Source organism: Martelella alba (genome assembly GCF_005217455.1).
GTDB lineage: Bacteria > Pseudomonadota > Gammaproteobacteria > Enterobacterales > Enterobacteriaceae > Acerihabitans.
The window spans coordinates 68,463-93,890 of record NZ_SZPQ01000015.1 but is presented as its reverse complement, the minus strand read 5'-3'; the positions used below and the strand labels follow the sequence as shown (position 1 = coordinate 93,890).

The window sequence follows — 25,428 nt, the reverse complement described above, 5'->3', positions numbered from 1 at the left end:
GAATTATGCATGGTTTGACGTGGTGCCCTTTATTTACCAGGTTACTGTTGTTTAAGCCAATGGGGGGGAATCACTTTACTCATGACACAGTGCGCGGATCTCGCCGCCGCGTTGCCCCGCGGTGTTCAGTTAGGCTTCCGGCAACAATACCGGACATCCCACTGACGACATAAAGCAGACTTCAGCGCTACGCGCGGACATCCGTTCCCCCGTTATTAAACATCAAATTCTATCATATATTATTCCGGTATTTTTCTTTTGCAGCCATAATAACTTTAACAACACTGATTAAAAATAGCCGGGGATAACGCGGTCGGAAAGTTTATTTGCCACGGCAATTTATTTCTTCTTTATTTTTTTCACAAAAGTCTTTATATACTTTGAATACGTCAAGTCGCCTGGCGAACACGGCCAACTCAGCGGCGGCTTGAATGATGACGGGTATCGCTAAGAACCAATCCCAGCAGGCGTAATCAGCGCGGCCAATTTGGACATGAACAGCGCGCGAAAACCGACGCGTATGTGGATTAAATAAGAATATCGAGTACTGCCCAAGTCCAAAATGGCAAATAGCCCTAATGGGATAGGCTCTACATAATCCAGGCAGGGAGATAACATGGTTACCTTTGCACTGCGCAATATCGTTTGGTTAATGACGTATATCTTTTTTATTTTCGCCCCGCTGTTCGCTTTGCTATTCGGTACGTTGCCTCCCGCCAGAGACGTTTGGACCGAGCTGTCCATTGCCCTCGGGTATGCCGGTCTGGCAATGATGGGTTTGCAGTTCGGCCTTACGGCCCGCTTTAGATGGGTGACCCAACCCTGGGGCGAGGATATTATTTACCATTTTCACCGACAATTATCTTATATTGCCCTTGCGTTGATTCTGGCCCACCCGCTATTGCTATTTGTCGTGCGGCCGGAACGGCTGGCGCTGCTCAATATTTTTCATGCTCCCTGGCGCGCCCGATGGGCATCGGTCTCCACATATTCGCTTATTGTCATCATCGTCATGGCGGTGTGGCGGACGAAACTGAAGATACGCTATGAAGTCTGGCACGCCACACACATCATCCTGGCGATAGCGGCTGTGACGGCCGGGCTTTTACATATGGCCGCCTGGGGCCGGTATTTGGTGGATCCGGTCAAAAAAACCTTGTGGATCGGATTGACGCTGTTTTGGCTGGCGCTGCTGGCGTATGTCCGCCTGATAAAACCGCTGTTCAAACTGCGCCGGCCTTATCATGTGGCGGAAATCATCAAGGAGCGCGGCGATACCACGACGCTGGTCATGAAACCGGAAGGACATGCGGGCCTGCGGTTTTCCCCCGGCCAGTTCGGTTGGCTGACCGTGTGGGGGGGCCCGTTTAGCATTACCGCCCATCCCTTTTCGTTTTCCTCCAGCGCTGAAGCCGCTGATGGCGGCGTTGCCATGTCCATACGCAACCTCGGCGATTTTACCGCCGCCATTGCCCATGTCCGCGAAGGGCAACGGGTTTATCTCGACGGCCCTTACGGAACGTTCACTCTCAGCGAGCCGGCCGACTTGTATGTGCTGGTGGCCGGCGGTATCGGCATAACGCCCATGATGAGTATCCTGCGCACCTTCGCCGATCGCGGCGACCCGCGCCCGATACTCTTGCTTTACGGCAACCAGGACTGGGAAAGCGTGATCTTTCGTGAGGAATTGGACATGCTGCGGTCCCGGCTCAACCTGAACGTGGTGCATGTGCTATCCAGGCCGCACGAAAGCTGGACCGGGGAACGGGGCTTCATCAATGCCGAACTGTTCAGACGCCACCTGCCGCCGCCTTTCGATAAACATGAATACTTTATCTGCGGTCCTGACCCCATGATGGACGCCATTGAACTGGCATTGGCGGATCTGGCCGTTCCCATGTCAAGGTACCATACCGAACGTTATCATTTCGCATAAGGAGGCTGGCCATGTTGAGACGCTTTGCCGAACGGTTGGCATGGTCAACCGCGCTGCTGATTCTTTTGCTGGCATTGTTGTTCGCCGTTATCCGGGTTTACGGGTAAGGACGGCCCCGGCGGGAACCGTCCGGGCCAGGCTGCCGCGTCAAGCGCCATGGGGGGTCGATCGCCACCGCGCGACCAGCCATTTCTCGATTTCGACAATGATGAAGATGACGATGCTGGCCAACAGCGATAACGCCCAAGCCCAGGCCGGCAGCGGTTCGGTGCCGAATGCCCGGTTCATGAAGGGCAGATAAATGATGGCCAGTTGCAATAGAATGAGCGCGCCGGTAACCAGCCACAACCCCTTGTTGGCGAATACGTCCCGGCTAAGCGGGAACCGATCCTTCACCCGGCAGTTGAACATATAAATCCATTGCGCCGAAACCAGCGTTTGCATCACCAGCGTTCGGATAAACTCGCTGCCATAGCCCCCCGGCAGCAAGAGCGATTCCAATAGAAAGGCGCTACAGGCGATAAGCACGCCGACAAAGCCGATGCGCCAGTAGGCATGCCGGTCCAGTATATGCCGGCCCGGTTCGCGCGGCGGTCGTCTCATGACGCCCCTTTCCGCCGGTTCGAAAGCCAGACCGAATGACAAGGTGGTGGAGGTCGCCATATTCACCCACAGGATTTGCAAGGCGGTTAACGGGACTATGGCGCCGGCCAGAATGGCGAAGATGATCAGCAGCCCCTGGGCAAGGTTGGTAGGCAGCATGAACAAAATGGTTTTCCGCAAATTGTCATAGACGCGCCGCCCTTCCCGAACCGCGTTGGCGATGGTCGCGAAGTTATCGTCCGTTAGCACCATATCCGCCGCTTCCTTGGTCACCTCGGTGCCTTTGATGCCCATGGCGATGCCCACATCGGCCTGTCTCAAGGCCGGCGCGTCATTCACGCCGTCCCCGGTCATCCCCACGATATCACCGTTATGTTGCAGCGCTTTCACCAGCCGCAACTTATGTTCCGGGCTGGTTCGGGCGAAGATGTCATACTGCGCCGCGACGGTATGGAGTTCCTCGTCGGTCAAATGCTCCAACTGATTGCCGGTCATGGCGCGCTCACTGGTGTCGATCCCGAGCATGGCGCCGATGGCCATGGCGGTTTCCCGGTGATCGCCGGTGATCATTTTGACGCGAATACCGGCCTGCCGGCAGCGGGCTATGGCCGTTATGGCCTCCGGCCGGGGGGGGATCCATCATGCCGGCGATCCCGACCAATACCATGTCCTGACGCAGCGTGTCATGGTCGAGGGGCGCGCTGTCCGGCGCAATGTTTTTATACGCGGCGGCCACCATGCGTAATCCCTGCCGGGCATGGCGCGCCACTTCCCCTTCCCAAAAAGCGAGATTGAACGGCCGTACGCCCGCCTCCGTCATTTCCTGCCGGCAAAACGCAAACAGGACATCCGGTGCGCCGGTAACGAAAACCCGGTGTTCCGCGCCTATCCGATGGCGGGTCGCCATATATTTATAGGCTGAATCAAAGGGGATTTTTTCTATTAGCGCCGCGTCGTTGAGTTGTAAGCCGGATTTGACCGCCAATACCTTTAACGCGCCTTCCGTCGGACCGCCGGTTATCGCCCAGCGCCCCTGTTCATCTTGCCGGATTCCACTGTCATTGCACAAATCGATGACGGTAATAAAGTGGCCCAAAACATTGCCCGCCTCAATAACCGCCTCGCCTTCGCCATTGTCTTCCGGTCGGATTTTCCCCACCGGCGCGTAGCTTTCGCCGTCCACCCGATAATTGCCATTGGCGGTAATCACCGCCTTGACCGTCATTTCATTCATGGTCAGTGTGCCGGTCTTATCGGAACAGATAACGGTCATGGCCCCCAGGGTTTCCACCGTCGACAACCGGCGAATGATGGCCCGAATCCGCGCCATGGACTGCACGCCCAGCGACAGGATAATCGAAATGATGGCCGGCAAGCCTTCAGGAACCGATGCGACGGCCAGGCTTATCAGCGCCAGCAGCAATTCCGCGAAGGGGATATCGCGCAAAAAGAAAGCGAACAGGAACAACACCGCCACCATCGCCAATATCAGCAAGGAGATCAACTTGCCCAGGCTGTCCATCTGTTTTAGCAACGGGGTGGGATGCGGGTCGATATCGGCCATCATCTGATTGATATGGCCCAGTTCGGTGTCGGCGCCGGTGGCGAAGACCACGCCTTTGGCCGTCCCCGCGCTGATAGTGGTGCCGGAAAACAGGATATTCAGCCGATCCCCAAGGATCGCCTCGCCCTCAATGGGCGCCACCTGTTTGGCCACGACCGTCGATTCCCCGGTGAGAATCGCTTCTTCCACCAACAGATTATGCGCGTCCAGCAAGCGCAGATCAGCGGGAATCCTGTCCCCGGGCCGCAAGGCGACGACATCGCCCGGCACCAGGCTGCGCGCATCGACGGTTTGGGTCTCGCCGTCGCGAATGACCACCGCGTTATTGGACAACATGCCCTGAATGCTTTTGAGCGATTTTGCGGCGTTATGTTCCTGGACAAAGCCAATTAACGCATTGATGACCGCCACCGCCAAGATAATGAACATATCCACCCACTGGGTCATGAAGCCTTTGATGACGGCCGCCAATAACAGAATGTAGATAAGAACATCATTAAAATAAGCGATGAATTGCAGCAAGGGATGCTTTTTTTTCGGCTCAGGCAAAGCATTGGCGCCATAAAGCTGCAACCGCTCCTCGGCCTCCTGGCGCCGCAACCCGGTCTCGGCGCTGTCGAGCCGGCGGAGCGCTTCGGCGGCGTCCAGTCTGTACCAGTCATCAACCGGATGTGATGGTGTTATTGCGTTTTCCTTCGATGCGACATTCATTAGCGGCCCCTCCAGGTGGCGACTGCTTTTATTAATCAGAAAGAATTACGGGTCCGATATTTTGCATGGAGAAACAGATACCCATTGAAGTCCGTCTCCCTTGCCGATAGTTTTCTGAAAATGATATGGCCAATGCGTCTTGATAGACTTTATACTCGTCAGACTTTGCGTTGCCTCTTTGTTGGCTGCGTTCACTTACCGTCGCGATGCAACGTAAATTATTCAGAGTGACACCCGTCATACGCCAAATGGCGTTGCGGCGGGCCGCATGGGTTAAATTTCGCCGCAATGCGATGCGAAATATTTAATGTATAGGAATCTTGATGTCTCTCCTATTCTCTTGCCCGTGAGTTCCGGCGAAGCGCCAATTACCGGCGACGCCTATAGGCCGCCAGCAAGGAGGCAACGTCAAGTGATGACGGGTATAATATGCTCAACCATGGTTTAATGGCAATACTCTCTATTTACAGACCGTGATACAGGCGCGATATTGACATCCACGCCACGAGGAAATATTAAATTTTTTAAATTGATTACGGGTTATCATCTAATAAGCATCTCGCCGATTTAATTTACTTTTCGGGAGTGGCTTAACCGAGTTGCTTTATTTTAGCGACGCGTCGTCTGGCATTGGTTATTATTTAACGGCGGGTACGCCAACATAATATAGGCTACATACTTCGAGTCGCATCGCGACGGAAACCGTCCCGGCGCGTTGCCGGCAAGGGGCAGGCGCGGGACAGAACCGTTATTGCCGGATCATGATATGGCGAACAACGGTATAATCTTCCAGGCCGTATAAGGAAAGGTCTTTGCCGTAACCGGACAGCTTTTGCCCGCCGTGGGGCATTTCGCTCACCAGCATAAAGTGGGTATTCACCCAGGTGCAGCCATAATGCAGGCGGGCGCTGATCCGGTGGGCACGGCCGATATCGCGGGTCCACACCGAAGAGGCCAGTCCGTAATCGGAGTCATTGGCCCAGCGCAGCGCCTGCGCCTCGTCGTCGAAAACCGTTACCGTCACGACCGGCCCGAACACTTCCCGCCGGACAATTTCATCCTCTTGCCGCGCGTCCGCCAGTACCGTGGGGGCGAAGTAAAACCCCTTGCCTTCCAGCGGCACGCCGCCGGTGATGACCCGGATATGCGGCAGAGCCTTGGCCCGCTCGACAAAACCCGTGACCCGCTCCAGGTGGGCGCGGGTAATCAACGGCCCCAGCTCGGTGGCGTTATCATCGGGAGCGCCCGTCTTGAGGGTGGCGACCCGATGGCCCAGCGCCTCGACCATTTGTTCATAAATACCGCGCTGCACATACAGTCGGCAGGCGGCGGTGCAATCCTGACCGGCATTATAAAAACCGAAGGTTCTGACCCCCTCCACCACCTGATCGATGTCGGCATCGTCGAAGACAATGACCGGCGCCTTGCCGCCCAGTTCCATATGGGTTTTCTTGATGCCGCCGGCGGTATGGGCCAGGATATGGGCGCCAGTGGCGATGGAGCCGGTGAGCGAGACCATGCGCACCCGTTCGTGGCCGGTCAGCCGGTCGCCTATTTCACCGCCGGTGCAAAACAGCACGTTGACCACGCCGGCAGGGAAGATGGCCGCCATCAGTTCCGCCAGATACAACGCCGTCAGCGGCGTTTGTTCCGCCGGCTTGAAAACGACGCAGTTGCCCGCCGCCAGCGCCGGCGCCAACTTCCAGGCCGCCATCATCAAGGGATAATTCCAAGGCGCGATAGAGGCTATTACGCCAATGGGATCGCGGCGGATAAACGAGGTATGTTCCTCCAAATACTCCCCGGCGGCGCTGCCGCCCAGACACCGGCAGGCGCCGGCGAAAAAGCGAAAGACGTCGGCGATTGCCGGTATTTCGTCGTTGATGACGCAATGATAGGGTTTACCGCAATTCAGAGACTCCAGCCGCGCCAGCACCTCGCCATGTTGTTCGATGGCGTCGGCCAGTCGCAGCAGCGCCGCGGAGCGGGTTTTCGGCGTGGTCTGTCCCCAGCCGTCAAAGGCCGCGTCCGCCGCCAGAACAGCGGCGTCCACCTGCTCGGGGCCGGCTTCGCGCAAGGTAACGATCACGTCGCCGTCGGCCGGATTGATGATACTCGTCGCTTTGCCGGTTCCCGTCTCGGCATGGCCGTTTATCAAAAGTTTATCATGCATAGGCTTTCTCCTGTTTCTGATTTCGCCACGCCCGCATTGCGTTGGCCCTCGCCCGTTGCCCGTCCTCGGGTTTTGCATCGGCGCCGGAAGGGAAAGCGGTGAGTCGATTCGGTCATGATGCCAGAGTGCTGCAATTTCGATGCCAGATGAAATGGCGGGTTCACGCCCGCCCCTTATCCGGGGCGCCGGCCAGGAAATTCATTGCGCGCCGCGAGCATAACCGCCGGCAAATCTTCCAGCATAACCGCGTAAGACGCCCCCGGCATATGGACCGTGGCTTAGCAATTAATTGACGCTAAACATGGGGGAGCGTTCCGGCGGTGGGCGGCATGGCCTGTGATACACTCTGCCGACGCCGGCTTTGGACGGCGACTCACCCACCGATTACCCTTAATACGTCGAGCGGCATGACGGCGGCGCGTGAATGAACGCCGTCAGCAAAGAGACGGCTTGAAGTATAACGGGGATCTTTACCCATTCATTGACATGAAGGAACGATTGATGGAAACAGGCCACAGGTTACAACTTGGACCCAGCGTGCCTTTTAGGGATGAACCATTACGCAATTGCGCGCCGCCATCCAGTCTCAGAGGCAATTTCGCCGGCGCGGCGAACTGTTGCCTAAAGCGGGCCGCCGGACTGATTGCGAGTATATCAGTGCTGTCCGCCGCGCTCTATGTCACCAAGGAGGCCGTCGTTTGGTCGGTCGGCAAGACGCAATCATCGTCAACCGCCCCGGAGGGCGATTTTTATCGAATGTCCCGGGAAAGCCTGCATCGGGGCATAGGCTCGGGCGCGGCCGGCGGCGTGCTCTGCGGGTTGGCGTTAGCCGAATTGGTCAGAAGATGCATCGGCGTCGGTTATCGCCATGACCATACCGGAACGACGCTCATCAGTTTTTACTGCCTCGGGGCGACGTTGGGGCTTTGTTTCGGCAGCCTGGCCGGCGCGCTTTACAGCATGATGCCCGAGTACACCTATCCCGAGTCGTCCGCCTAGCCGCCCCGGCGGGCCATAGGGTTCAACCGCCGATTATCGCGCGGGGCGCGAGAGACCCCACCGAAAAAGTCCCCCGCAGCCGATGGTCAGGTCCGGATGGCGTCCATATAGCGCCGGGGGGGCATGCCGGTGACCCGGGCGAACATGGTGGAAAAATTGTTCGCCCCGCCATAGCCCATATCCAGCGCCACCTGTGTAATGCTAAAACCGCGGGATAAGCGTTCTACCGCGCACATCACCCGGTAATGATCGCGCCAGTGCAGATAGTTCATGCCGGTTTCCCGGATAAATAACCGCGCAAGGGTGCGCTCGCTACAGCCCGCCCGGGCCGCCAGCTGCCGCAGCGGAGTGTTTTCAGCGGGCTGGCGGCTGATGGCATCTATGGCGGTTCTTAAACGTCTATCCTGACCATAGGCGATAAACCAATCCCGGCGTGTGTCGGCCGTATTAAGCTGGTGAATCAATAACGACAGGATTAAGCCGGCATCGCTGTTATCCCGGCCGGGGCGGGCGAAGTCCGCGACTTCATCCAGCAGGGCTTTTAACAACGGCGTCACGGCGAATGTCCGGCAAGGGGTTCTTACCCGCGCGGCCTCATCCGCCGCGACAAAAACATTCAGGATCTTGGCGGACTCGCTGTAATACACGCTATGGGGTAAACCGCAGGCAATCCAGATTGCCCGTCCGGGCGGCACCAGACGCAGGCCTTCCGCGGTCCGAACCGATAATGTCCCTTGCCGCATCATCGTAAGCTGCGCGTCGGTATGCCGATGATCAGCCAGCCGGGTCCCTTTTTCATGAACAACATATTCCCCGCGTATTGGCAGGCATGCGGACATTGTCGTCACCTCAAACACTTTTGTCTTTTTGGCAGAAGTCAAGCCGTGTATTTCTGCAATAATGCCATATCTTGTCTGTTTATGCCCTGGGTAACTGACACTGCGGCGTCCTGTATCTCGGGCATAGGCGCGGCCTCACTTCAGAAACGGGAGAATATCCATGACGCGGTCTTTTCGTATCCTCGGGATGGCGGGCAGTTTACGGCAACGGTCTTACAGCAAAATCGTGTTGAACGCCCTGGCGGAAATGCTGCCGGAAGGCAGCCGGTTGCTGGCCGGCGATATCGGCGGTTTGCCGTTTTATGATTGCGATCTCGAAACCGGCCTACTGCCCGAGTCGGTGGTCCAGTTACGGCGCGAGGCCGCCGCCAGCGACGCCGTGATCATCGTCTCGCCGGAATATAATCACGGCATACCCGGCGTATTGAAAAACGCCCTGGACTGGCTGTCCCGTCCAGCATTCAAGAGCTGCATGGCCAACAAACCGGTCTTCTTCACCACCTTGTCCGAAGGAATGCTCGGGGGGGTGCGGGCGCAATCGCAACTCAGGGAAACATTGGCGTCCATGCTGTGCGTGATGCAACCGTTGCCCGAAATCGCCATGACCCATATCAGCGCCAAAATTCACGAGGGCGAACTCACCGATGAGGCAACGCTGAAACTCACCGGCCAGGTTTTGCATGATTTCCTGCTGGGCATCGACGCCTAAACGGAGGCGCGCATGCAACTTCTCTACGCTCTGGCTTGCGGCGTCTCGGTGGGCATGCTGTTTGGCTGGCTGAAATTGCCGCTGCCCGCGCCGCCGACCTTGACAGGCATCGTGGGCGCGGCCGGCGTCTTCCTCGGCAGCGTGATCATTAATGTGATTCGGGCCCGCCTGGCGGGCTAACCGGCGCCTGGCAGGCGTCCCGCCCCCGGCGACAGGCCGCCCGCTATTTTTTGCAACGATGACACATGCTGTATAGACAGCGCCCGCCAGGAAAGCCCACTATCGCATACACTAATGACTGAAGCTTTTGTCGATCCTGTCTCATTTTCATGAAAAGGAACCCGCTATGAGTACGATTAACGCAGCCGCATCCGGCCAGTTCACGCTCGGCGATATCACAGTCAACCGTTTGGGCTTTGGCGCCATGCGTCTGACCGGCAACGGCATATGGGGCGAGCCGGCGGATCGGGAGGCGTGTCTGGCCACCTTGCGCCGGCTGCCGGAATTGGGCGTCAACTTTATCGATACCGCCGACAGCTATGGCCCGGACATCAGCGAGCAATTGATCCGCCAGGCCCTTCATCCCTATCACGATTTGCTTATCGCCACCAAAGGCGGACTGACCCGGCACGGTCCCAACATCTGGCAACCCGTGGGCCGTCCGGAATATCTGCGCCAGGCGGTGTTGATGAGTCTGCGTAAACTGGGCATTGAGCAAATCGGACTGTGGCAATTACATCGCGTCGACCCCAAAGTACCGGCGGACGAGCAGTTCGGCGCCATCGCGCAAATGCAAAAAGAGGGCCTTATCCGCCATGTGGGGCTCAGCGAAGTCAGCGTTGAGCAAATCAAGGCGGCGCAGAAACATTTCCCCGTGGTATCCGTGCAGAATCTTTATAATCTGGTGACCCGCCAACATGAACCGGTGCTGGATTATTGCGCTGAACACCATATCGGCTTTATCCCCTGGTTTCCTCTGGCCTCGGGTGATTTGGCCAAACCGGGATCGCTGCTTGATACGCTGGCCAGACAGAAAAATGCCACGCCCAGCCAAATAGCCCTGGCCTGGATCCTGAAACGCAGCCCGGTCATGCTGCCGATACCCGGCACCAGTAGCGTAAAACATCTGGAAGAAAACGTCGCGGCCGCCGGCATTACGCTCACCGACGAGGAATTCCGGCAACTGGATCAGCAAGGCCGCCAACACCACAAGTAACCCGCTTTCGCCCGTTTTCCGCCCGGCTTTCGCCGGGCGTTCCGGTGGAAGCCGGGTCGCCCGCCCTTCCGGCAGGACTTTACTTTTCTATGCAATTCATGCTTTGACCCTCCCCCAAAGGGAAGGTTTAGTCTGTGGTGCGATGTCGGCGCGGCCTATGGCGCATGTATCGGCATCATGACATCCACCCTTCATGACGGCGCGTTAAGCGCGGGAGACAAATAAGATATGTGTTGCTCGAATCATCGCGGACAGAGGGCAGTCCGTACCGGCGCCAGCGCCGTCCCTCAAGCCATACCCTTGCAAGAGCATGAACAAGACGGCGGCCGGCGCGGTGGTTTACCCGCCGTTGCGATGCGGCAACCGGCGGAAAATGGGCGCGATAGCGGAATGGGACAGAGAATGTTCGGCGACGGGAAAGGGTTGCACTGGCTGGCGGGTCTGGCCGGACTCGTCGGCGCCGGCGTGTTGCTGCAACGTTCCGGGCATTTATCCCCTGTGCTGAGTTACTGGCCTTACGCGTTATTCCTGCTGTGCCCGCTGATGCATCTCATGCACGGGCACGGCAACCACAACGCGCACGACGATCACGGCAAGTCCGGGCATTGATACCTGGCGGCCTCGCCCATGGGCGTGCGGGACGACGTCAGCCGGGGATATGTCGTTTCGCCGTCGCAGGCAACCCCTCGGACCCGGGCGGCAGTTGGGGTCGTCCGTGTAATGTAGTGATATATCTTGCTCATAGATTGTCATGCCGCGTTCGCATAGAGTGAATCCGCCGCCCGGGTCGGGCGGTGCATTCATTCTGCGAGGCTGTTATGAAATCTCATCCCATCGCCAGACTGGCTATCGGCGCAATCTGCCTGTCCGCGTCCTCGGCCCCCCTTGCCGCCGTCGTTGTCGCGGTGGCGCCGCCGGTCTATGTGGCCGCGCCGCCGGTGGTTGCGCCCGCGCCGGTCTATGTCGCTCCCCCGGTCGCCGTCCCGCCCCCGGTCTATGTCGCCCCGCCGGTGGCCGTCGCCGTGGCGCCCCGCCCGGTCTTTGTCGGACCACCGGTGGCCGTCGCCGTGGCGCCTCATCCCGTGTATGTCGCCCCTCGTCCGGTCCATGTCGGACCGCCGGGAGTGGTGGTGGTTCACCGGGGATGGCGCTGATGACGGCGCCGGGATTTCGGACTGTTGCCGCGGGAGTGTCTTATGCGCGTTAACAACGCTCCGGCCGCAACCTCCCTTGCGCTCTCTTTCGTTATCCTGCTAAACCTGACGGGATGCGGGACAACGCCGCCCTCTTACCCCACCCTGACGGCGCTACCGGGTAAAAACAAAGATCTCAATCACTTTCAGCAAGATGATTACCGTTGTCGCAACTACGCCGCGCAAATGCTGGCCTCTCGACCGGGTGTGGACGGGGTAGGCCAAAGCGCCGGCGCCGTTGCCGTAGGGACGGCCGGCGGGGCCGCCGCCGGCGCGCTGATCGGCGCCGCGTCAAATAATGCCGGACCTGGCGCGTTAATAGGCGCTGGAAGCGGCATGCTGTTGGGCGGTATGGCGGCGGCGAGCGGAAGGCATCAGTCCGCCGCCGCGGCGCAGCAGCAATACGACAACTATTACGGGCAATGTATCACTGCCCGTGGCGATACCATTATGCAACCCCAGCCAAGTACGGTAATGGTTGCCCAGCCGGCCTATTATGCGCCCCCCGTCTATTATTACGCGCCCGGCGGTTATTACCGGTACTGATTTCCATCGATTTTCCGTTTGCGCGCCGTAGCGTCCCAGACCGTTAACGAGTGCGTTTCCTCCCGCGCCGCGCCCCGGCGCGTTCAAGCCACAGGTAAATAACCGGCGTGGTATACAGCGTCAGCACCTGGCTGACCGCCAATCCGCCAATGATCGCGATGCCGAGCGGCCGACGGTATTCCGCGCCGTAACCGCCGCCCAGCACCAGTGGCAACGCGCCGAGCATGGCGGCGGCGGTCGTCATCATGATGGGACGGAAACGTATCAGGCAGGCCGCCATCACGGCGTCCTGGGCCGATATACCCGATACCCGCTGCGCGTTCAGGGAGAAATCGATCATGATGATGGCATTTTTTTTCACGATGCCGATCAGTAATAACATGCCGATCAAGGCGATAATCGACAGCTCGGTACCGGTCAGCATCAAGGCGATCAACGCGCCGATCCCGGCCGAAGGCAAGGTGGAGAGAATAGTCAAGGGATGGCGCAGGTTTTCATACAGGATCCCCAGCACCAGATAGACCGAGATCAGCGCCGCCAGGATCAACAGCGGCTCGCTGGCCAACGATTGACGGAAAGCCGCCGCCGTGCCGGCGAAATTGCCGACGACGGTCGACGGCATAGCGAGTCCGGCCGCCGCCTGGCTTATTTGCGTGGCGGCCTGGCCGATGGAGATGCCCGGTTTCAGGTTAAAGGAGACCGTCGCCGCCGGGAAAGCGCCCTGGTGATTGACCATGATGGCGGTCGGCCTTATGGCGAAACGCGCCATCGCCGCCAACGGCACCTCTTGCGGACTGATCGCGTCCGCCGCGCCGACCGGGACGTAAAGATCGGCCAGCGTTCGCGGGGTATGCCAGTACTCGGGCGCCACTTCCATAACCACATGATACTGGTTGGCGTCCCGGTAGAGGGTGGAAACCAGTCGCTGGCCGAACGCATCATACAACGTCTGGTCCAGGGTATTCATCTGCACGCCAAGGCGGGCGGCGAGATCGCGATTGACCGTGACCGCGGCCTGCATACTGTCGTTCTGTTGGTCGATATTCACGTCGGTCAGGATAGGCAGCCGTTTTAGCGCCGCTGCCAGTTTCGGTCCCCAGACGGCCAGTTCGGCCGGATTGGCGGAAGTCAGGGTATATTGATATTGCGCGTTGCTTTGGCGCCCGCCCACCGCCAGATCCTGAACCGATTGCAAATAGAGCGTCGCCTGGGCGTAATGCGCCAGCGATTGCCGAATCTGCCCCATAACCTGCTCGGCGCTGTCCCGGCGTTGCGACAGCGGTTTAAGGCTGATGAAAATCAGGGCGTTGTTCAGCGCGCTGGCGCCGCCGACGATCCCGCCGACCTCGGCGACGTTGGGGTTGCGCAGGATAATCCGGTTGACTTCGCTAAATTGCCGCTGCATCGACCGATAGGAAACGGTTTGCGCCGCCTGAAGATTGCCCAGCAGCAACCCGGTATCCTCTTCGGGGAAAAAACCTTTGGGGATCACGATATACAGCACGATATTCAAGATCAGCACGCCGAGCACTACCGCGCCCATCACGGCCGGGTGCCGGATAACCCATCCCAGGGATTGCCGGTAGCGCCGCAGGATGGCCGATGGCCGGGCGCCAACGTCGGCCATATCCGCAACGAAATCCTGTTGGTCGATTGGCGCCCCCGAGGCGCTATCGGCCTTATCGTTATCCCCGGCGGGCGCACTGTTTCGCGCCGCGCCGCCCACCTCGTTTTTGATAAGCAGGCCGGCGAGCATCGGGCTGACCGTCAGCGAGACCAGCATCGAAATAATGATGGCGACGGCCAGTGTGATGGAAAATTCGCGCAGTAAGCGCCCGACCAATCCGCCCATAAACAACAGCGGCACAAAGACCGCCACCAGCGAGATACTGATGGACAGTACCGTGAAACCCACCTCGTTCGCCCCCGCCAAAGCCGCCGCCACGGGCGATTTTCCCGCCTCCCGGTGACGCATGATGTTTTCCACCACCACAATGGCGTCATCCACCACGAACCCCACCGAAATGGTCAGCGCCATCAATGACAGATTATTCAGGCTGTAATTGAGAAAAAACATGACGGCGAACGTGCCGAGCAATGAAAGCGGCACCACAATCGCCGGGATCACTGTGGCTCGCCACTGGCGCAGGAACAGGAATGTCACCAGCGTGACCAGCAATACCGACGCCACCAGACTGATTTCCACATCCCGCAACGAGGCTCGGATGGTCGTGGTGCGATCCACCAGCTCATGGACGCGGATAGTGGGTGAAATCGCGGCGGACAGCATAGGCAGCGCGGCATTGACGCGATCAACGGTATCGATGATATTGGCGCCGGGCTGTTTGTAGAGAATCAGCAATACCGCGGGAACGCCGTTGGACATGCCGAAATTCTGGCTGTTTTCCAGGCCTTCCTCCACCCGGCCGATATCGGCGATATGGACGATGGCCCCATCGTGTTGCCTGACTATCAACTTATCGTAGTCCGCCGGCGACAATAGCATGTCGTTGGCGCCGATATCGTAGCGCTTGCCGCCGGCGGAGAACTGGCCTTTGGCCCGGTTGACGTTGGCTTCGGCGAGCGCGGAGCGGATCTGTTCCAGACTAAGACCGAAATGATTGACCCGCATCGGATTTAGCGCTATCCGTATCGCCGGCAGCGCGGCGCCGCCCACCACCACGTTGCCCACTCCCGGCGTGCGCAACAGTTTTTGCGCCAATACCGTTGACGCGGCGTCGAACAGTTCGCCAGGCGTGGCGGAATCCGATGTCAGGCTCAACACCATGACGGGCGAATCGGCGGGATTGACTTTACGGTAAGTGGGGTTGCCGTTGAGATTATCCGGCAAATCGGCCCGCGCGGCATTGATGGCGGCTTGTACATCACGGGCGGCGCCGTCGATATCCCGATCAAGATTGAATTGCAGGGTAATCTGGGTCTCGCCCGGCGTGCTGCGCGAGGTCATCTCGCTGATGCCGGCGATATGCCCGAACTGCTTTTCCAGCGGCGTGGCCACCGTCGATGCCATGGTGGCCGGATCCGCGCCGGGCAATTGGGCCTGAACGTTGATTGTGGGAAAGTCGATTTCCGGCAGCGCGCCCACCGGCAGCAGCTTGAAGGCCAAAATACCGGCGAACGCCAGCGCCACGGCCAATAGCAGCGTGGCCACCGGACGGCGGATAAAAGGCTCGGATAGCGTCATCGGCCGTGACCTCCTGTAAAACGCCGGCCGATGGGCGTGGACAGGCGGCTCAATGCCAGATAAATCACCGGAGTGGAAAACAGCGTCAACACCTGACTGACGAAGAGACCGCCGATAATGGCAATCCCCAGCGGATGGCGTAACTCCGAGCCCTCGCCCCGCCCAAGCGCCAGGGGGATGGCGCTAAACAGCGACGCCGCGGTGGTCATGAGAATGGGCCGAAACCGCAGTTCGGCGGCGCGCCGAATGGCGTTTACCGGCGACAATCCCTCCCGGCGTTCGGCTTCCAAGGCGAAATCGATCATCATGATGGCGTTTTTCATGACGATCCCGATAAGCAGCACAATGCCGATAATGGCCATAATATCGAACTGGGTACCGGTCAGCCACAGGGCCAATACTGCGCCGAACGCCGCCGACGGTAGCGTCGAAAGGAGAGTAAGCGGGTGGGCGAAGCTTTCATACAGCATACCCAGCAGCAGATACACCGCCAGGATGGCCGCCGCCACCAGATAGGCCTCGCCGGCCAGTGAATCCTGGAAAGTCGCCGCCGCGCCCTCCAGGGAAACCTGCACCGCCGCCGGCAGGCTGATATCCCGTTGCGCCCGCCGCAAGTGCGCCAAGGCCTGGCCGAGATCGACGCCGGGCGCGAGATTGAAAGCGATATCGGCATAGGGGAATTGCCCCTGGCGCTCGATCATCAGCGGCGCCGGCCGCACCCGCAACGTGGCCATCGGCGCCAATGGCGCCAATGCGCCGCTGGCGCCGGCGACGTACAATGTGGATAGCAGATGGCCGACATCATCGGGACGTCGCTGGGCGTCGAGCACCACATGGTACTGGTTGGACTGATCGTAAACAGTGGAGATCTGTCTTTGGCCGAACGCGTCATAAAGCACATCATCGATCTGTTGCGGTGTGACGCCGAGGCGGGCCAGCGTATCCCGGTTAAAGGTGATCTGTATTTGGTTTCCCTGCTGCAACGCGTCGCTGTGCGGATCGGCGAAGACCGGATCCTTTTTGAGCGCGGCCAACAGCATCCGGGTCCAGTGCCCGAGCGTTCCGGCATCCACCGCCGTCAGGCCGACACGGTAATCGGTGGCTGACGGGGCATCATCAAAGGTCAGATCCTGCACCGGCCGCAAATACAGGCGCATGCCGGCCGAGCCGGCCGCCGCCGCGGAAAGCCGCCGCAATACCGAATCCATATCGCCGCGCCGGCCTTTGTCTTTCAGCGTCAACAGCAGCACGCCCTGGTTCATGACCGGGTTGGTCTGGTCGATACCGATAAAAGAAGACAGGCTTTTCACGGCCGGGTCCCGGTTCAGCGTGACGACCAGCCACCGCTGCAATGCCGCCATGCGATCGAATGAAACCGTCGGCGCCGCTCGCGATATGCCCTGGATTAATCCCGTATCCTGCCGGGGGAAAAAGCCCTTTGGCATCCAGTACAACACGAGGAAAGTCAGCACCGTGGCCGCGGCCACGGTTGATAACGTCAGCAGGCGATGGTTCAACACCCGCTCGAGCGCGCGCAAATAAGCCCCATTGAGGCCGTCCAGCCAATCCATCCGCCGGGTTGCCTGGTCCGCGCCGAACAGATGCGCGCAGAGCATTGGCGTCAGGGTCAGGGATACGGCGGCCGAAATCACGATAGCCGCCACCAGCGTCAGTGCGAATTCGCGAAACAGCCGGCCGACCACATCCCCCATCAGCAACAGCGGGATCATGACCGCCGTCAGGGCGATGGACAAAGAGACAATAGTGAAGCCGACTTGCCTGGCGCCTTTTAGCGCCGCGTTCATCGGCGTCTCGCCGGACTCCCGATAGCGGGTGATGTTTTCAATCATCACAATGGCATCGTCCACCACGAAACCGGTGGCGATGGTCAGCGACATTAAGGTCAGATTGTTCAGGGAAAACCCCAGCGCGTAAATACAGGCCAGAGTACCGAGCAGCGACAGCGGTAGGGTAATGGCCGGTATCAACGTCGCCGGCAATCGGCGCAAAAACAGAAAGATGACCATCACCACCAGAACCACCGCCGTCGTCAGTTCCCACTGCACATCACGGACCGATGCGCGGATCGTCTGGGTGCGATCGGCGAGTACCGCGATATCCACCGTGGCCGGCAAACCGGCGCGCAATTGCGGCAACAACGCCTCAATAGCGTCCACCGCCTTGATGACATTAAATCCGGGCTGACGCTGAATGTTCATGATAATGGCCGGGGCATCGCCGTCCCAGGCCGCCTGTCTCCGGTTTTCCGCGCCTTCATGGACATCGGCTATTTGCGATAACCGTACCGGCGCGCCATTTTTATAGGCGATCGGCAAGTTCCGGTAATCGTCGACATTGCCCAACTGATCGTTGGCGCCGATGGCATAGGATTGATAATCGCCGTTCAAGCTGCCTTTGGGCAAATCCACATTGGCCGACGACAGCACGGTACGCAAATCATCAATGGACATGCCCAGCCCGTTGAGGACATCGGTATGGGCGGACACCCGTATCGCCGGACGCTGTCCGCCGCTTAGCGTGACCAGGCCCACTCCGGAGATTTGCGCGATTTTTTGCGCCAGCCGGGTTTCAGCAAGATCCTCCACCCGGGTCAAGGGCAGGACATTTGATGACAGGGCGAGGGTCAGGATCGGCGCATCGCCGGGATTGACCTTGCTGTAGACTGGCGGGTAAGGCAGCGTGGACGGCAGATAATTGGCCGAGGCGTTAATGGCCGCCTGTACCTCTTGTTCGGCCACATCCAACGATAACGCCAGCTCAAACTGCAGGGTAATGGTGGAAACGCCGTCCGAGCTGGAGGAGTGCAGGGTTTTCAAGCCGGACATCTGGCCCAGTTGGCGTTCCAAAGGCGCGGTCACGGTGGCGCTGATGACCTCCGGACTGGCGCCGGGATAGCGGGTGTATACCTGGATGGTGGGAAAGTCCACCTCCGGCAGCGCCGATACCGGGATCAACCGGTAACCGAGCAATCCCGCCAACAACAACGCCGTCATCAGCAAAACGGTGGCGATAGGCCGTTCGATAAAGACACGTGAAATATTCATGGCGCGGCGTTTACCGGCTTCGCCGCAAAGCGGATGGCCGAGCCCTGGTCGAGCTTGTCGGCGCCGTCGGTCACCACCTCTTCACCGGCTTTGACGCCGTGATCCAGGATGGCGGTGACATCTTTGTCGGCCGGACCGGTGATGACGTTGCGCAGCCGGGCCTTGCCGTCGGCGCCGGCGATAAACAGGAAATCGCCCCGCGCGCCGTGCTGTATGGCGCGGGTCGGCACCACGGCCACATCTTTGAGCGTATCGGTATAAACCCTGACGTTGACGAATTGATTGGGAAAGAGCGCGCCGCCGGCGTCATCGAATATCGCCTGCATCTTGACCGCGCCGGTGGTGGTATCGATCTGGTTATCCAGCGCCGCTTTACCGGTCACGCCCAGCAGCGTTGTCATATCGTGATCATACGCCCGCACGGCAAGACGGCCGCTGGCCAGGGCGCGGCTGACCTGGGCGATGTCATCCTCCGCGATAGTGAAGATGACGGTGGCCGGCCGCATCCGGGTCACCACCGCGATTGGCGCGGCACTGTCGGGCGTGACGTAATTGCCCGGGTCGATGAGATGCAAACCGATGATGCCGTCCTCTGGCGAACGGATGGTGCAATAATCCAGTTGTACCTTGAGGTAGGCTACGTTGCCTTGATCGGCCTGAACCGTCGCGGCCTGTTCCGACACCGTCGCCTGTTGGGTATCGAAAGTTTGCCGCGCCACCAGCCCCGTTTTGACCAGCGGCCGATAACGGGAAAGATCCCGCCGGGCGTTGTCCAGCGCGGCGCGGTCGTGGGCGAGAACACCCTCGGCCTGATCCAGTTGCGCCTGTAATGCCCGCGAATCAAGATGGGCGATGATTTGCCCGCGACGGACCGCCTGCCCATCGTGAAAATCGACAGTGTCCAGGATGCCGCTGATTTGCGGCACGACGGCCACTTTGCGCACCGGCGTTACCGTGCCCAGGGCATTCAGATAAACGGGAACATCCGCCAGTTTTACCCCGACGACGCTTACCGGTATGGCTTGCGGGCTGGTTTTCTCCGGCGAACGGCCATGGTGTCTGAAATAAACCGCCGCTGAAATTAGGCAAAACAGCGTAAGCAACACGCCAAGCATGCCGGTGCGTCTTTTCATGTCTATCCTGTTATTTTGGCGAAGAAGTTGAAGCGACTCTATTGGCCATCATTGACGCTGATGGCTCGCCATAAACTGTTCAAGCTGGGGCAGGGTCACATAACCGGTGTGGCCGGCATCGATTTCGCTAAAGTATTTGGCAACCATGGGCATGCCGGATTTGGCTTCATCCAGTGTCAATTTGCCGTCATGATTGGTGTCGGCACGGGTGAAACGGGATTGTAGGCGGGAATATTGCTGCTCCGCGGCATGAACCGACACCGCCGTCAGCATGACCAGCACGGGAATAAGATAGGCTTTCATGTCTCTCTCCATTAAGCGTTTTTGGAAGGAACGGTCGAGGCGCTACTATAAACAAATGCTTTCTGTTTGAGGTTTCCCGGCTGTAATAGCTCATGTCAGGGAATGTCATATGCATAAAAATGCCATTAATACAGCGCATTAGATTTATTCGCGGAATATTTCCACCCGGCGGGATAAGCGAGACATGCCGTGACATAATTTATTTTCACTTTATTTCAGTCGCGACATACGGCGCTTATTATAATCATTTTACTGTCTCTTTTATTATGTTCCGGCAAACCAGGCGTCCCCGATGGCACAAATTATCTACAACAAAATTATCATCCTGGATGATGAGAATGAGCTGAGGGCCATGCTGAAGCGCTACCTGACATCACAGGGATTCGAGGTCCGCACCGTTGCCAACAGCGCCGCCCTCGACCGCTATCTGCAACGGGAGCACTATGATCTGCTGATACTGGATTTGATGATGGAACCGGAAGACGGTTTGTCGGTTTGCCGGCGTTTGCGCGGCGAGGGACAGAACATTCCCATCTTGATGCTGACCGCCCGCGGCGATCCCATCGACCGGGTGATTGGGCTGGAAACCGGCGCTGACGACTATCTGAGTAAGCCTTTTTTGCCTCAGGAACTGGTGGCCCGCATCCGCGCCATGTTGCGTCGGGAACACATCGCCCGGGGCGAGATATCCCAGGTGCCAAGACAAGTGGGCTTCGGCCCTTTTCTGCTGGATATTCCGCACCGTACCCTGTTTAAAAATGGCGAAATCGTGGCGATTAACTCCGCGGAAACCAGCCTGTTGGTGGCGTTGGCCAGTACGCCCAATCGGCCGGTTAGCCGCGAAAATTTGCTGACCCGCGCACGGGGTCGGGAGTACAAAGCGCTGGATCGCAGCGTTGATGTACAGGTTTTGCGCCTGCGCCAGATACTGGAAACCGATCCGTCCCGTCCCCGTTGGGTAAAGACCATCTGGGGCATGGGTTATATTCTGCTGGCGGATAGCGAACAATGACGCGACCCTGGCCCCGTTCGCTTTTGGCCCGCAACAGTCTGCTGCTGGTCTTGCTGGTGTTTATCACCACTGTCTCGTCCATTACGGTGTTTGTGCTGTTTGTTGAAAAACCCCGCATCGACGGGGTCGCCCAGCTTATCGCCGCCCAAATCAGTACCCTGGATAATGTGCTGTCCCAGGTGCCGTTGGCGGAACGGGCGAAATTTGTGGCTCAGATCAATGGACGGGCCGTTTTGCCGCAAAGCACCACCCCTTTCCCGCCCACCCATTTCCTGCGCGGCTATGAAGCGACCTATTTTCTGAAACGTTTCTATTCCTATCTGCCGGACAATACGCTGATACGTTGGCAAGCCACGCCGAACCGACAACTTTGGGTGAAAGTCAACGTTGCCGGCCAGCCTTACTGGATCACGCTGCCCAGTCTGCCGGCGGCGCGCGGCATCGGCATTATCAGTACGCTCTTGCTTATCAGCGGGCTGTCCCTGCTGGCGCTGATAGTGGTTTATGTCATCCACCGGCGGGTAAACCGCCCCCTGACCTTGCTGGTCCAGGCCGCGCAATGGGTGGGACGCGGCCGCTGGCCCGCGCCGCTGGCGGTGGACGGTCCCAGTGAGACGGCGGCGGTCAGCGCGACCTTCAATACCATGATCGAGCGGCTTAAGGAATATGAAGCCCATCGCGCCACCATCCTGGCGGGCATTTCCCATGACATACGCACCCCGCTGACCAAACTGCGGTTGGCCCTGGCCATGAACGCGGCCCCTGATGACGAAGGCGATGCGGCGGGCCGCTATCTGGACGACATAGATGTCATCTTGCAGCAGTTTATCGATTTCGCCCGAGGCAGCGCCGACGAGCCTTGTAGCCGGGGGGACATCAACCAGCTTATCACTGAGCTGGCCCAGGATTTCGCCGGACTCGGCCAGACGTTTACGCTCAAACTGGCGCCCGTGACGCCTTTCTTTTACCGTCCCATTGCGGTGATGCGTTTACTGATGAATTTGATGGGCAATGCGGCGAAATACGGCCAGCGCGAATTGGAAGTGGCGACGTGGCAAGCCGGCCAGCAGTTGTTTATCGCTGTGCGCGATCGCGGCCCGGCGGTGTCCGACGCGGAGTTGGAACAGCTCAAGTTCCCCTTCAGACGGGGTAGCCACTCCGGCCATAGCCAGAACGGCTCGGGCCTGGGGCTGGCCATCGCCGAACAGATAGCGCAACAACACAACGGCGGTCTGACCCTCCGCCGTCGCGCCGGCGGCGGATTCGAGGCGCTGGCGGTGCTGGATATGCGCGCCCCTTAAGCGCCCGCTCCCGGTTAACCGGGTAACGCGGCGGCATGGCATTTAACGTCGATGGGTTAATGATTCAAGCGACATCGCGGCGGTAAGACAACACACGACAACGCAAAGAAAGGCGAATCCCTTTCCCGCGTCTCATTGCATACCGTGATTGCCATAAAGTCTGTCGATACGGTACTTTAACGGCGTTACCCCGGTTTTACGGCGAAAAATAGCATAAAAATACTGTGGCGTGTTATAGCTGCACAGTCGGCTGATCTCCGTTATGGGTATGGATGTGGTCGCCAGCAAATCCATCGCTTTACCCAGCCGTTCCTCCTGGATGGCCTTATGGAGCGTCATGCCGGTTTCCGCGATGAACTTTTGCTCAATATTGGAACGGGATACCCCCAGTACGCCCAGCACATGTTCCACCTTAATCCCTTTACAGGCATTGCCGCGGATAAAATGCATCGCGCGGATGACCATGGGATCGATCAGGGAACGATAATCCGTGGAACGCCGGCCGATCACTCCCTCGGGGGGGATAATGATGGGCGAAGCGGGCACATCCTGGCGCCACAATAACCGATCAAGCAATCTTGCCGCTTCATAGCCCATTTTTCTCGCGCCCTGTACCACAGAGGATAACGAAATGCGCGACAGGCAACGAGTCAATACCTCATCATCAATACCGACAACACAAAGGTTCTCCGGCACGGCGATATTGATTTGCTCGCAAACCTGCAAGATATGCCGGGCGCGGGCATCGGTTACCGCGATAATACCGGTGTTGACGGGTAGCGACATCAACCATTCGGCCAGGTTACGCTGCGCGGTATCCCATACGCCCGATTGCGTCACCAATCCTTCGTAGGTGAACGCGGTATAACCCCGGCCATCGGTCAGTCGGCGGAAGGCGGACAAGCGTTCCCTCGCCCAGTTTTTTCCCGCGGTATCCGGCAAACCGTAAAACGCAAATCGGCTTAATCCCTTGCCGACCAGATGATCCAGCGCGCTTGATACCAACGCCTCGTTGTCGGTGGCCACATAATGTACCGAGGGGTAATCCGCGGGATTGTGATAAGAGCCCCCCACGCCCACCACGGGAATGGGCAGCCGGCTTAAATGCCGCGCCAGTTCGCCATCGTCGAAATCGGCAATGATACCCCGGCTGGAAAGCATATCCTGATCGAATGCATGAACGCTGAAATCCTCCTCGATATAGATATCCCAGTTACATTGCGATACCTGGAAGTACTCCCCTATGCCTTCTATGACCTGCCGGTCATAGGTTTTGTTGGCGTTGAACAGCAGCGAGATGCGGACGCGATTTTCCTGAATGGTATGTTGAAAAGGCATGGTCAATGTCCTCGCACGTCCCTTCCCCCCGATCTCATACTGAATAACCCGCTTTCGCGGCCCCGTCCGACTCAAAAGGGTTGCCCTGACGGGCAACCCGACACATTAATGCGATAAGGTCATCAAGCCAATGGCGCCACTTGCTGATAGAGCCGATGGAATAATTCCCGTTTTTCGCTGAACCCCTGGTGCCGGGCATTATCCGGACAATAGCGGGACTCGACAGGCAGCTCGGGCAGCAGCTCGCCCGGCGATACGCCGGGGAAACAGCTCAATTGGGCAAGCCGGGCGGCGCCAAGCGCCGGTCCGACATCCCCGCCGCGACGATAATCAAGGGTTTCGCCGCTGACGTCGGCCAAAAGTTGCCGCCAGTAGTGACTGCGCGCGCCGCCGCCGATCAAGGCGATGCTCTCGGGTTTCACCCCTGACGCATGCACGACATCCATACCGTCGGCTAGGCCGAAACTGACCCCTTCCAGGACCGCCTGCGCCAATTCCGCCGGGCCGTGCTGGTGCGTCAGCCCCCAGAACGCCCCCGTCGCCTTGGGATTATTATGCGGAGTGCGTTCGCCCGAAAGATAGGGCAAAAACAGCGGGGCGTCGACATCAGAACGGCTATGTTCCGCCAACGCCAGCAAAGCGGGCACCGAAGGCTGGCCAGTGAGGCGCGCGGCCCAATCCAGGCAGGATGCCGCACTGAGCATAACCGACATCAGATGCCATTTGCCCGGCAATGCATGGCAAAAACTGTGCACGGCTTTCTCCGGATTGCTGAGAAACCCGTCGCTCACCGCGAAATAAACCCCAGACGTGCCTAATGATAACATGGCCTGCCCCTGGCGCCAGATACCCACGCCAATCGCTCCGGCGGCGTTGTCGCCGCCGCCGGCCACCACGGGCACCCCGGCCGGCAGCCCCCAGCGCGACGCCAGGCCGGCGGACAGTTCGCCCGTCGTCTGGTTGCCTTCAAACAGCGCCGGCATATGATCCGGGGTTAAATCGCATGCGGCCAGCATCGCGTCGCTCCAATGCCGGCCGCCGACATCCAGCCACATGGTGCCGGCGGCGTCGGACATATCGCTGGCGAAATCCCCCGTCATCCGCCAGCGGAGATAATCCTTCGGCAAGACTATCTTGGCTGTCCGCCGAAAGATATCCGGCTCGTTATCCCGCACCCAAAGAAGCTTTGGCGCGGTAAAACCCGGCATGATCAGATTGCCCGTGATCCGGCGAGAGTCCCCGACCTGTTGTTCAAGTTGCCGGCATTGCCTGTAGCTGCGGCCGTCATTCCAGAGGATTGCCGGACGAAGCACGTTCTGTCGCCGGTCAAGAAGCACGGCGCCGTGCATCTGTCCGGTCAGGCCCAGCGCTTTTACCCCGCGCAGGTCGTGTTGCCCGGACAATGATTGCATCGCCCGGTCTGTCGCTTGCCACCAGTCTTGCGGATCCTGTTCCGACCACAACGGATGGGGCCGCGAAACAGACAATTTTTCCGTATGGCTGGCGAGCAACACATTATCCTCGCCCAACAGCAGGGCTTTCACGCCCGACGTACCGAGGTCGATACCGATATACATAAGTT

General features: G+C 58.9%; 20 protein-coding genes. 10 read left to right on the top strand and 10 right to left on the bottom strand.

Annotated elements, in window-relative coordinates; translation table 11 throughout:
• Positions 1-616 precede the first annotated feature (616 nt).
• Positions 617-1,936: a ferredoxin reductase family protein gene (locus FCN80_RS11395; protein ID WP_136990283.1), complete on the top strand. Its 1,320-nt coding sequence runs from the start codon at positions 617-619 to the stop codon at positions 1,934-1,936.
• 147 nt (positions 1,937-2,083) lie between these two features.
• Here the strand turns inward: FCN80_RS11395 and FCN80_RS26785 are convergent, their stop codons facing one another.
• From FCN80_RS26785 to patD, 3 genes are all read right to left on the bottom strand, one after another.
• On the bottom strand, positions 2,084-3,121 hold the full coding sequence (locus FCN80_RS26785) for an HAD-IC family P-type ATPase (protein WP_373880330.1): 1,038 nt from the start codon (positions 3,119-3,121) through the stop codon (positions 2,084-2,086).
• Positions 3,042-4,814, bottom strand: coding sequence for an HAD-IC family P-type ATPase (locus FCN80_RS26780; protein WP_230492617.1), 1,773 nt, complete (start codon positions 4,812-4,814; stop codon positions 3,042-3,044). Before FCN80_RS26780 ends, FCN80_RS26785 begins: the two co-directional genes overlap by 80 nt.
• Positions 4,815-5,562: 748 nt before the next feature.
• The gene (gene patD, locus FCN80_RS11385) at positions 5,563-6,987 is read right to left on the bottom strand and encodes an aminobutyraldehyde dehydrogenase (protein ID WP_136990282.1); all 1,425 of its coding nucleotides are present in this window, start codon (positions 6,985-6,987) and stop codon (positions 5,563-5,565) included.
• Positions 6,988-7,488: 501 nt separating this feature from the next.
• On the opposite strand from patD, the gene FCN80_RS11380 reads away from it, so the two are divergent.
• A complete protein-coding gene (locus FCN80_RS11380; RefSeq protein ID WP_136990281.1) occupies positions 7,489-7,986 on the top strand; it encodes a hypothetical protein in 498 nt (165 codons plus the stop codon).
• 86 nt (positions 7,987-8,072) lie between these two features.
• On the opposite strand, the gene FCN80_RS11375 is transcribed toward FCN80_RS11380, so the two are convergent.
• A complete protein-coding gene (locus FCN80_RS11375) occupies positions 8,073-8,825 on the bottom strand; it encodes an AraC family transcriptional regulator (RefSeq protein WP_136990280.1) in 753 nt (250 codons plus the stop codon).
• Between the two features lie 160 nt (positions 8,826-8,985).
• Here FCN80_RS11375 and FCN80_RS11370 point away from each other — a divergent pair, with 160 nt between their 5' ends.
• The 6 genes from FCN80_RS11370 (at position 8,986) to FCN80_RS11345 (ending at position 12,489) form a co-directional block, all read left to right on the top strand.
• The gene (locus FCN80_RS11370) at positions 8,986-9,534 is read left to right on the top strand and encodes an NADPH-dependent FMN reductase (RefSeq protein WP_136990279.1); all 549 of its coding nucleotides are present in this window, start codon (positions 8,986-8,988) and stop codon (positions 9,532-9,534) included.
• Positions 9,535-9,546: 12 nt separating this feature from the next.
• Positions 9,547-9,714, top strand: a complete 168-nt coding sequence (locus FCN80_RS11365; RefSeq protein ID WP_136990278.1) for a XapX domain-containing protein — start codon at positions 9,547-9,549, stop codon at positions 9,712-9,714.
• 166 nt (positions 9,715-9,880) lie between these two features.
• Positions 9,881-10,750, top strand: a complete 870-nt coding sequence (locus FCN80_RS11360; protein ID WP_136990277.1) for an aldo/keto reductase — start codon at positions 9,881-9,883, stop codon at positions 10,748-10,750.
• A 228-nt stretch (positions 10,751-10,978) separates the two neighbouring features.
• Entirely contained in the window at positions 10,979-11,359 is a 381-nt protein-coding gene (locus FCN80_RS26775; RefSeq protein WP_230492616.1) for a DUF2933 domain-containing protein, read from the top strand.
• Between the two features lie 209 nt (positions 11,360-11,568).
• Complete coding sequence (locus FCN80_RS11350; RefSeq protein WP_196239157.1) at positions 11,569-11,904, top strand: hypothetical protein; 336 nt, start codon at positions 11,569-11,571, stop codon at positions 11,902-11,904.
• A 42-nt stretch (positions 11,905-11,946) separates the two neighbouring features.
• Positions 11,947-12,489, top strand: a complete 543-nt coding sequence (locus FCN80_RS11345; RefSeq protein WP_136990276.1) for a glycine zipper family protein — start codon at positions 11,947-11,949, stop codon at positions 12,487-12,489.
• A 43-nt stretch (positions 12,490-12,532) separates the two neighbouring features.
• Here FCN80_RS11345 and FCN80_RS11340 read toward each other — a convergent pair whose 3' ends face one another.
• From FCN80_RS11340 to FCN80_RS11325, 4 genes are read right to left on the bottom strand one after another with little or no spacing between them, the layout of a single operon-like run.
• On the bottom strand, positions 12,533-15,694 hold the full coding sequence (locus tag FCN80_RS11340; RefSeq protein WP_136990275.1) for an efflux RND transporter permease subunit: 3,162 nt from the start codon (positions 15,692-15,694) through the stop codon (positions 12,533-12,535).
• Positions 15,691-18,759 (bottom strand): efflux RND transporter permease subunit, encoded by a 3,069-nt coding sequence (locus FCN80_RS11335; RefSeq protein WP_136990274.1) that lies wholly within the window; start codon positions 18,757-18,759, stop codon positions 15,691-15,693. Before FCN80_RS11335 ends, FCN80_RS11340 begins: the two co-directional genes overlap by 4 nt.
• A complete protein-coding gene (locus FCN80_RS11330) occupies positions 18,756-19,892 on the bottom strand; it encodes an efflux RND transporter periplasmic adaptor subunit (protein WP_136990273.1) in 1,137 nt (378 codons plus the stop codon). The genes FCN80_RS11335 and FCN80_RS11330 overlap by 4 nt, the downstream gene beginning before the upstream one ends.
• A 48-nt stretch (positions 19,893-19,940) precedes the next feature.
• Positions 19,941-20,195 (bottom strand): EF-hand domain-containing protein, encoded by a 255-nt coding sequence (locus tag FCN80_RS11325; RefSeq protein ID WP_136990272.1) that lies wholly within the window; start codon positions 20,193-20,195, stop codon positions 19,941-19,943.
• 292 nt (positions 20,196-20,487) lie between these two features.
• Between FCN80_RS11325 and FCN80_RS11320 the strand changes: the two genes are divergently transcribed.
• Positions 20,488-21,207, top strand: a complete 720-nt coding sequence (locus tag FCN80_RS11320; protein WP_136990271.1) for a response regulator — start codon at positions 20,488-20,490, stop codon at positions 21,205-21,207.
• Positions 21,204-22,508 (top strand): ATP-binding protein, encoded by a 1,305-nt coding sequence (locus FCN80_RS11315; RefSeq protein WP_136990270.1) that lies wholly within the window; start codon positions 21,204-21,206, stop codon positions 22,506-22,508. The genes FCN80_RS11320 and FCN80_RS11315 overlap by 4 nt, the downstream gene beginning before the upstream one ends.
• 132 nt (positions 22,509-22,640) lie before the next feature.
• On the opposite strand, the gene FCN80_RS11310 is transcribed toward FCN80_RS11315, so the two are convergent.
• Both FCN80_RS11310 and xylB read right to left on the bottom strand, forming a co-directional pair.
• Positions 22,641-23,846 carry a XylR family transcriptional regulator gene (locus tag FCN80_RS11310; RefSeq protein WP_230492615.1) on the bottom strand — a complete coding sequence of 402 codons (1,206 nt, stop codon included), beginning with the start codon at positions 23,844-23,846 and terminating at the stop codon, positions 22,641-22,643.
• A gap of 122 nt (positions 23,847-23,968) precedes the next feature.
• A complete protein-coding gene (xylB, locus tag FCN80_RS11305; protein ID WP_136990269.1) occupies positions 23,969-25,423 on the bottom strand; it encodes a xylulokinase in 1,455 nt (484 codons plus the stop codon).
• Positions 25,424-25,428: the final 5 nt, after the last annotated feature.

Bases quoted from the DNA above. Each gene is read 5' to 3' on its own strand.
- FCN80_RS11365 (WP_136990278.1), top strand. From the start codon at position 9,547: ATGCAACTTCTCTACGCTCTGGCTTGCGGCGTCTCGGTGGGCATGCTG.
- FCN80_RS11360 (WP_136990277.1), top strand. From the start codon at position 9,881: ATGAGTACGATTAACGCAGCCGCATCCGGCCAGTTCACGCTCGGCGAT.
- FCN80_RS11345 (WP_136990276.1), top strand. From the start codon at position 11,947: ATGCGCGTTAACAACGCTCCGGCCGCAACCTCCCTTGCGCTCTCTTTC.
- FCN80_RS11350 (WP_196239157.1), top strand. From the start codon at position 11,569: ATGAAATCTCATCCCATCGCCAGACTGGCTATCGGCGCAATCTGCCTG.
- FCN80_RS11380 (WP_136990281.1), top strand. From the start codon at position 7,489: ATGGAAACAGGCCACAGGTTACAACTTGGACCCAGCGTGCCTTTTAGG.
- xylB (WP_136990269.1), bottom strand. From the start codon at position 25,423: ATGTATATCGGTATCGACCTCGGTACGTCGGGCGTGAAAGCCCTGCTG.
- FCN80_RS11395 (WP_136990283.1), top strand. From the start codon at position 617: ATGGTTACCTTTGCACTGCGCAATATCGTTTGGTTAATGACGTATATC.
- FCN80_RS11310 (WP_230492615.1), bottom strand. From the start codon at position 23,846: ATGCCTTTTCAACATACCATTCAGGAAAATCGCGTCCGCATCTCGCTG.
- patD (WP_136990282.1), bottom strand. From the start codon at position 6,987: ATGCATGATAAACTTTTGATAAACGGCCATGCCGAGACGGGAACCGGC.
- FCN80_RS26775 (WP_230492616.1), top strand. From the start codon at position 10,979: ATGTGTTGCTCGAATCATCGCGGACAGAGGGCAGTCCGTACCGGCGCC.
- FCN80_RS11320 (WP_136990271.1), top strand. From the start codon at position 20,488: ATGGCACAAATTATCTACAACAAAATTATCATCCTGGATGATGAGAAT.
- FCN80_RS11335 (WP_136990274.1), bottom strand. From the start codon at position 18,759: ATGAATATTTCACGTGTCTTTATCGAACGGCCTATCGCCACCGTTTTG.
- FCN80_RS11370 (WP_136990279.1), top strand. From the start codon at position 8,986: ATGACGCGGTCTTTTCGTATCCTCGGGATGGCGGGCAGTTTACGGCAA.
- FCN80_RS11375 (WP_136990280.1), bottom strand. From the start codon at position 8,825: ATGTCCGCATGCCTGCCAATACGCGGGGAATATGTTGTTCATGAAAAA.
- FCN80_RS26780 (WP_230492617.1), bottom strand. From the start codon at position 4,814: ATGAATGTCGCATCGAAGGAAAACGCAATAACACCATCACATCCGGTT.
- FCN80_RS11325 (WP_136990272.1), bottom strand. From the start codon at position 20,195: ATGAAAGCCTATCTTATTCCCGTGCTGGTCATGCTGACGGCGGTGTCG.
- FCN80_RS11330 (WP_136990273.1), bottom strand. From the start codon at position 19,892: ATGAAAAGACGCACCGGCATGCTTGGCGTGTTGCTTACGCTGTTTTGC.
- FCN80_RS11340 (WP_136990275.1), bottom strand. From the start codon at position 15,694: ATGACGCTATCCGAGCCTTTTATCCGCCGTCCGGTGGCCACGCTGCTA.
- FCN80_RS11315 (WP_136990270.1), top strand. From the start codon at position 21,204: ATGACGCGACCCTGGCCCCGTTCGCTTTTGGCCCGCAACAGTCTGCTG.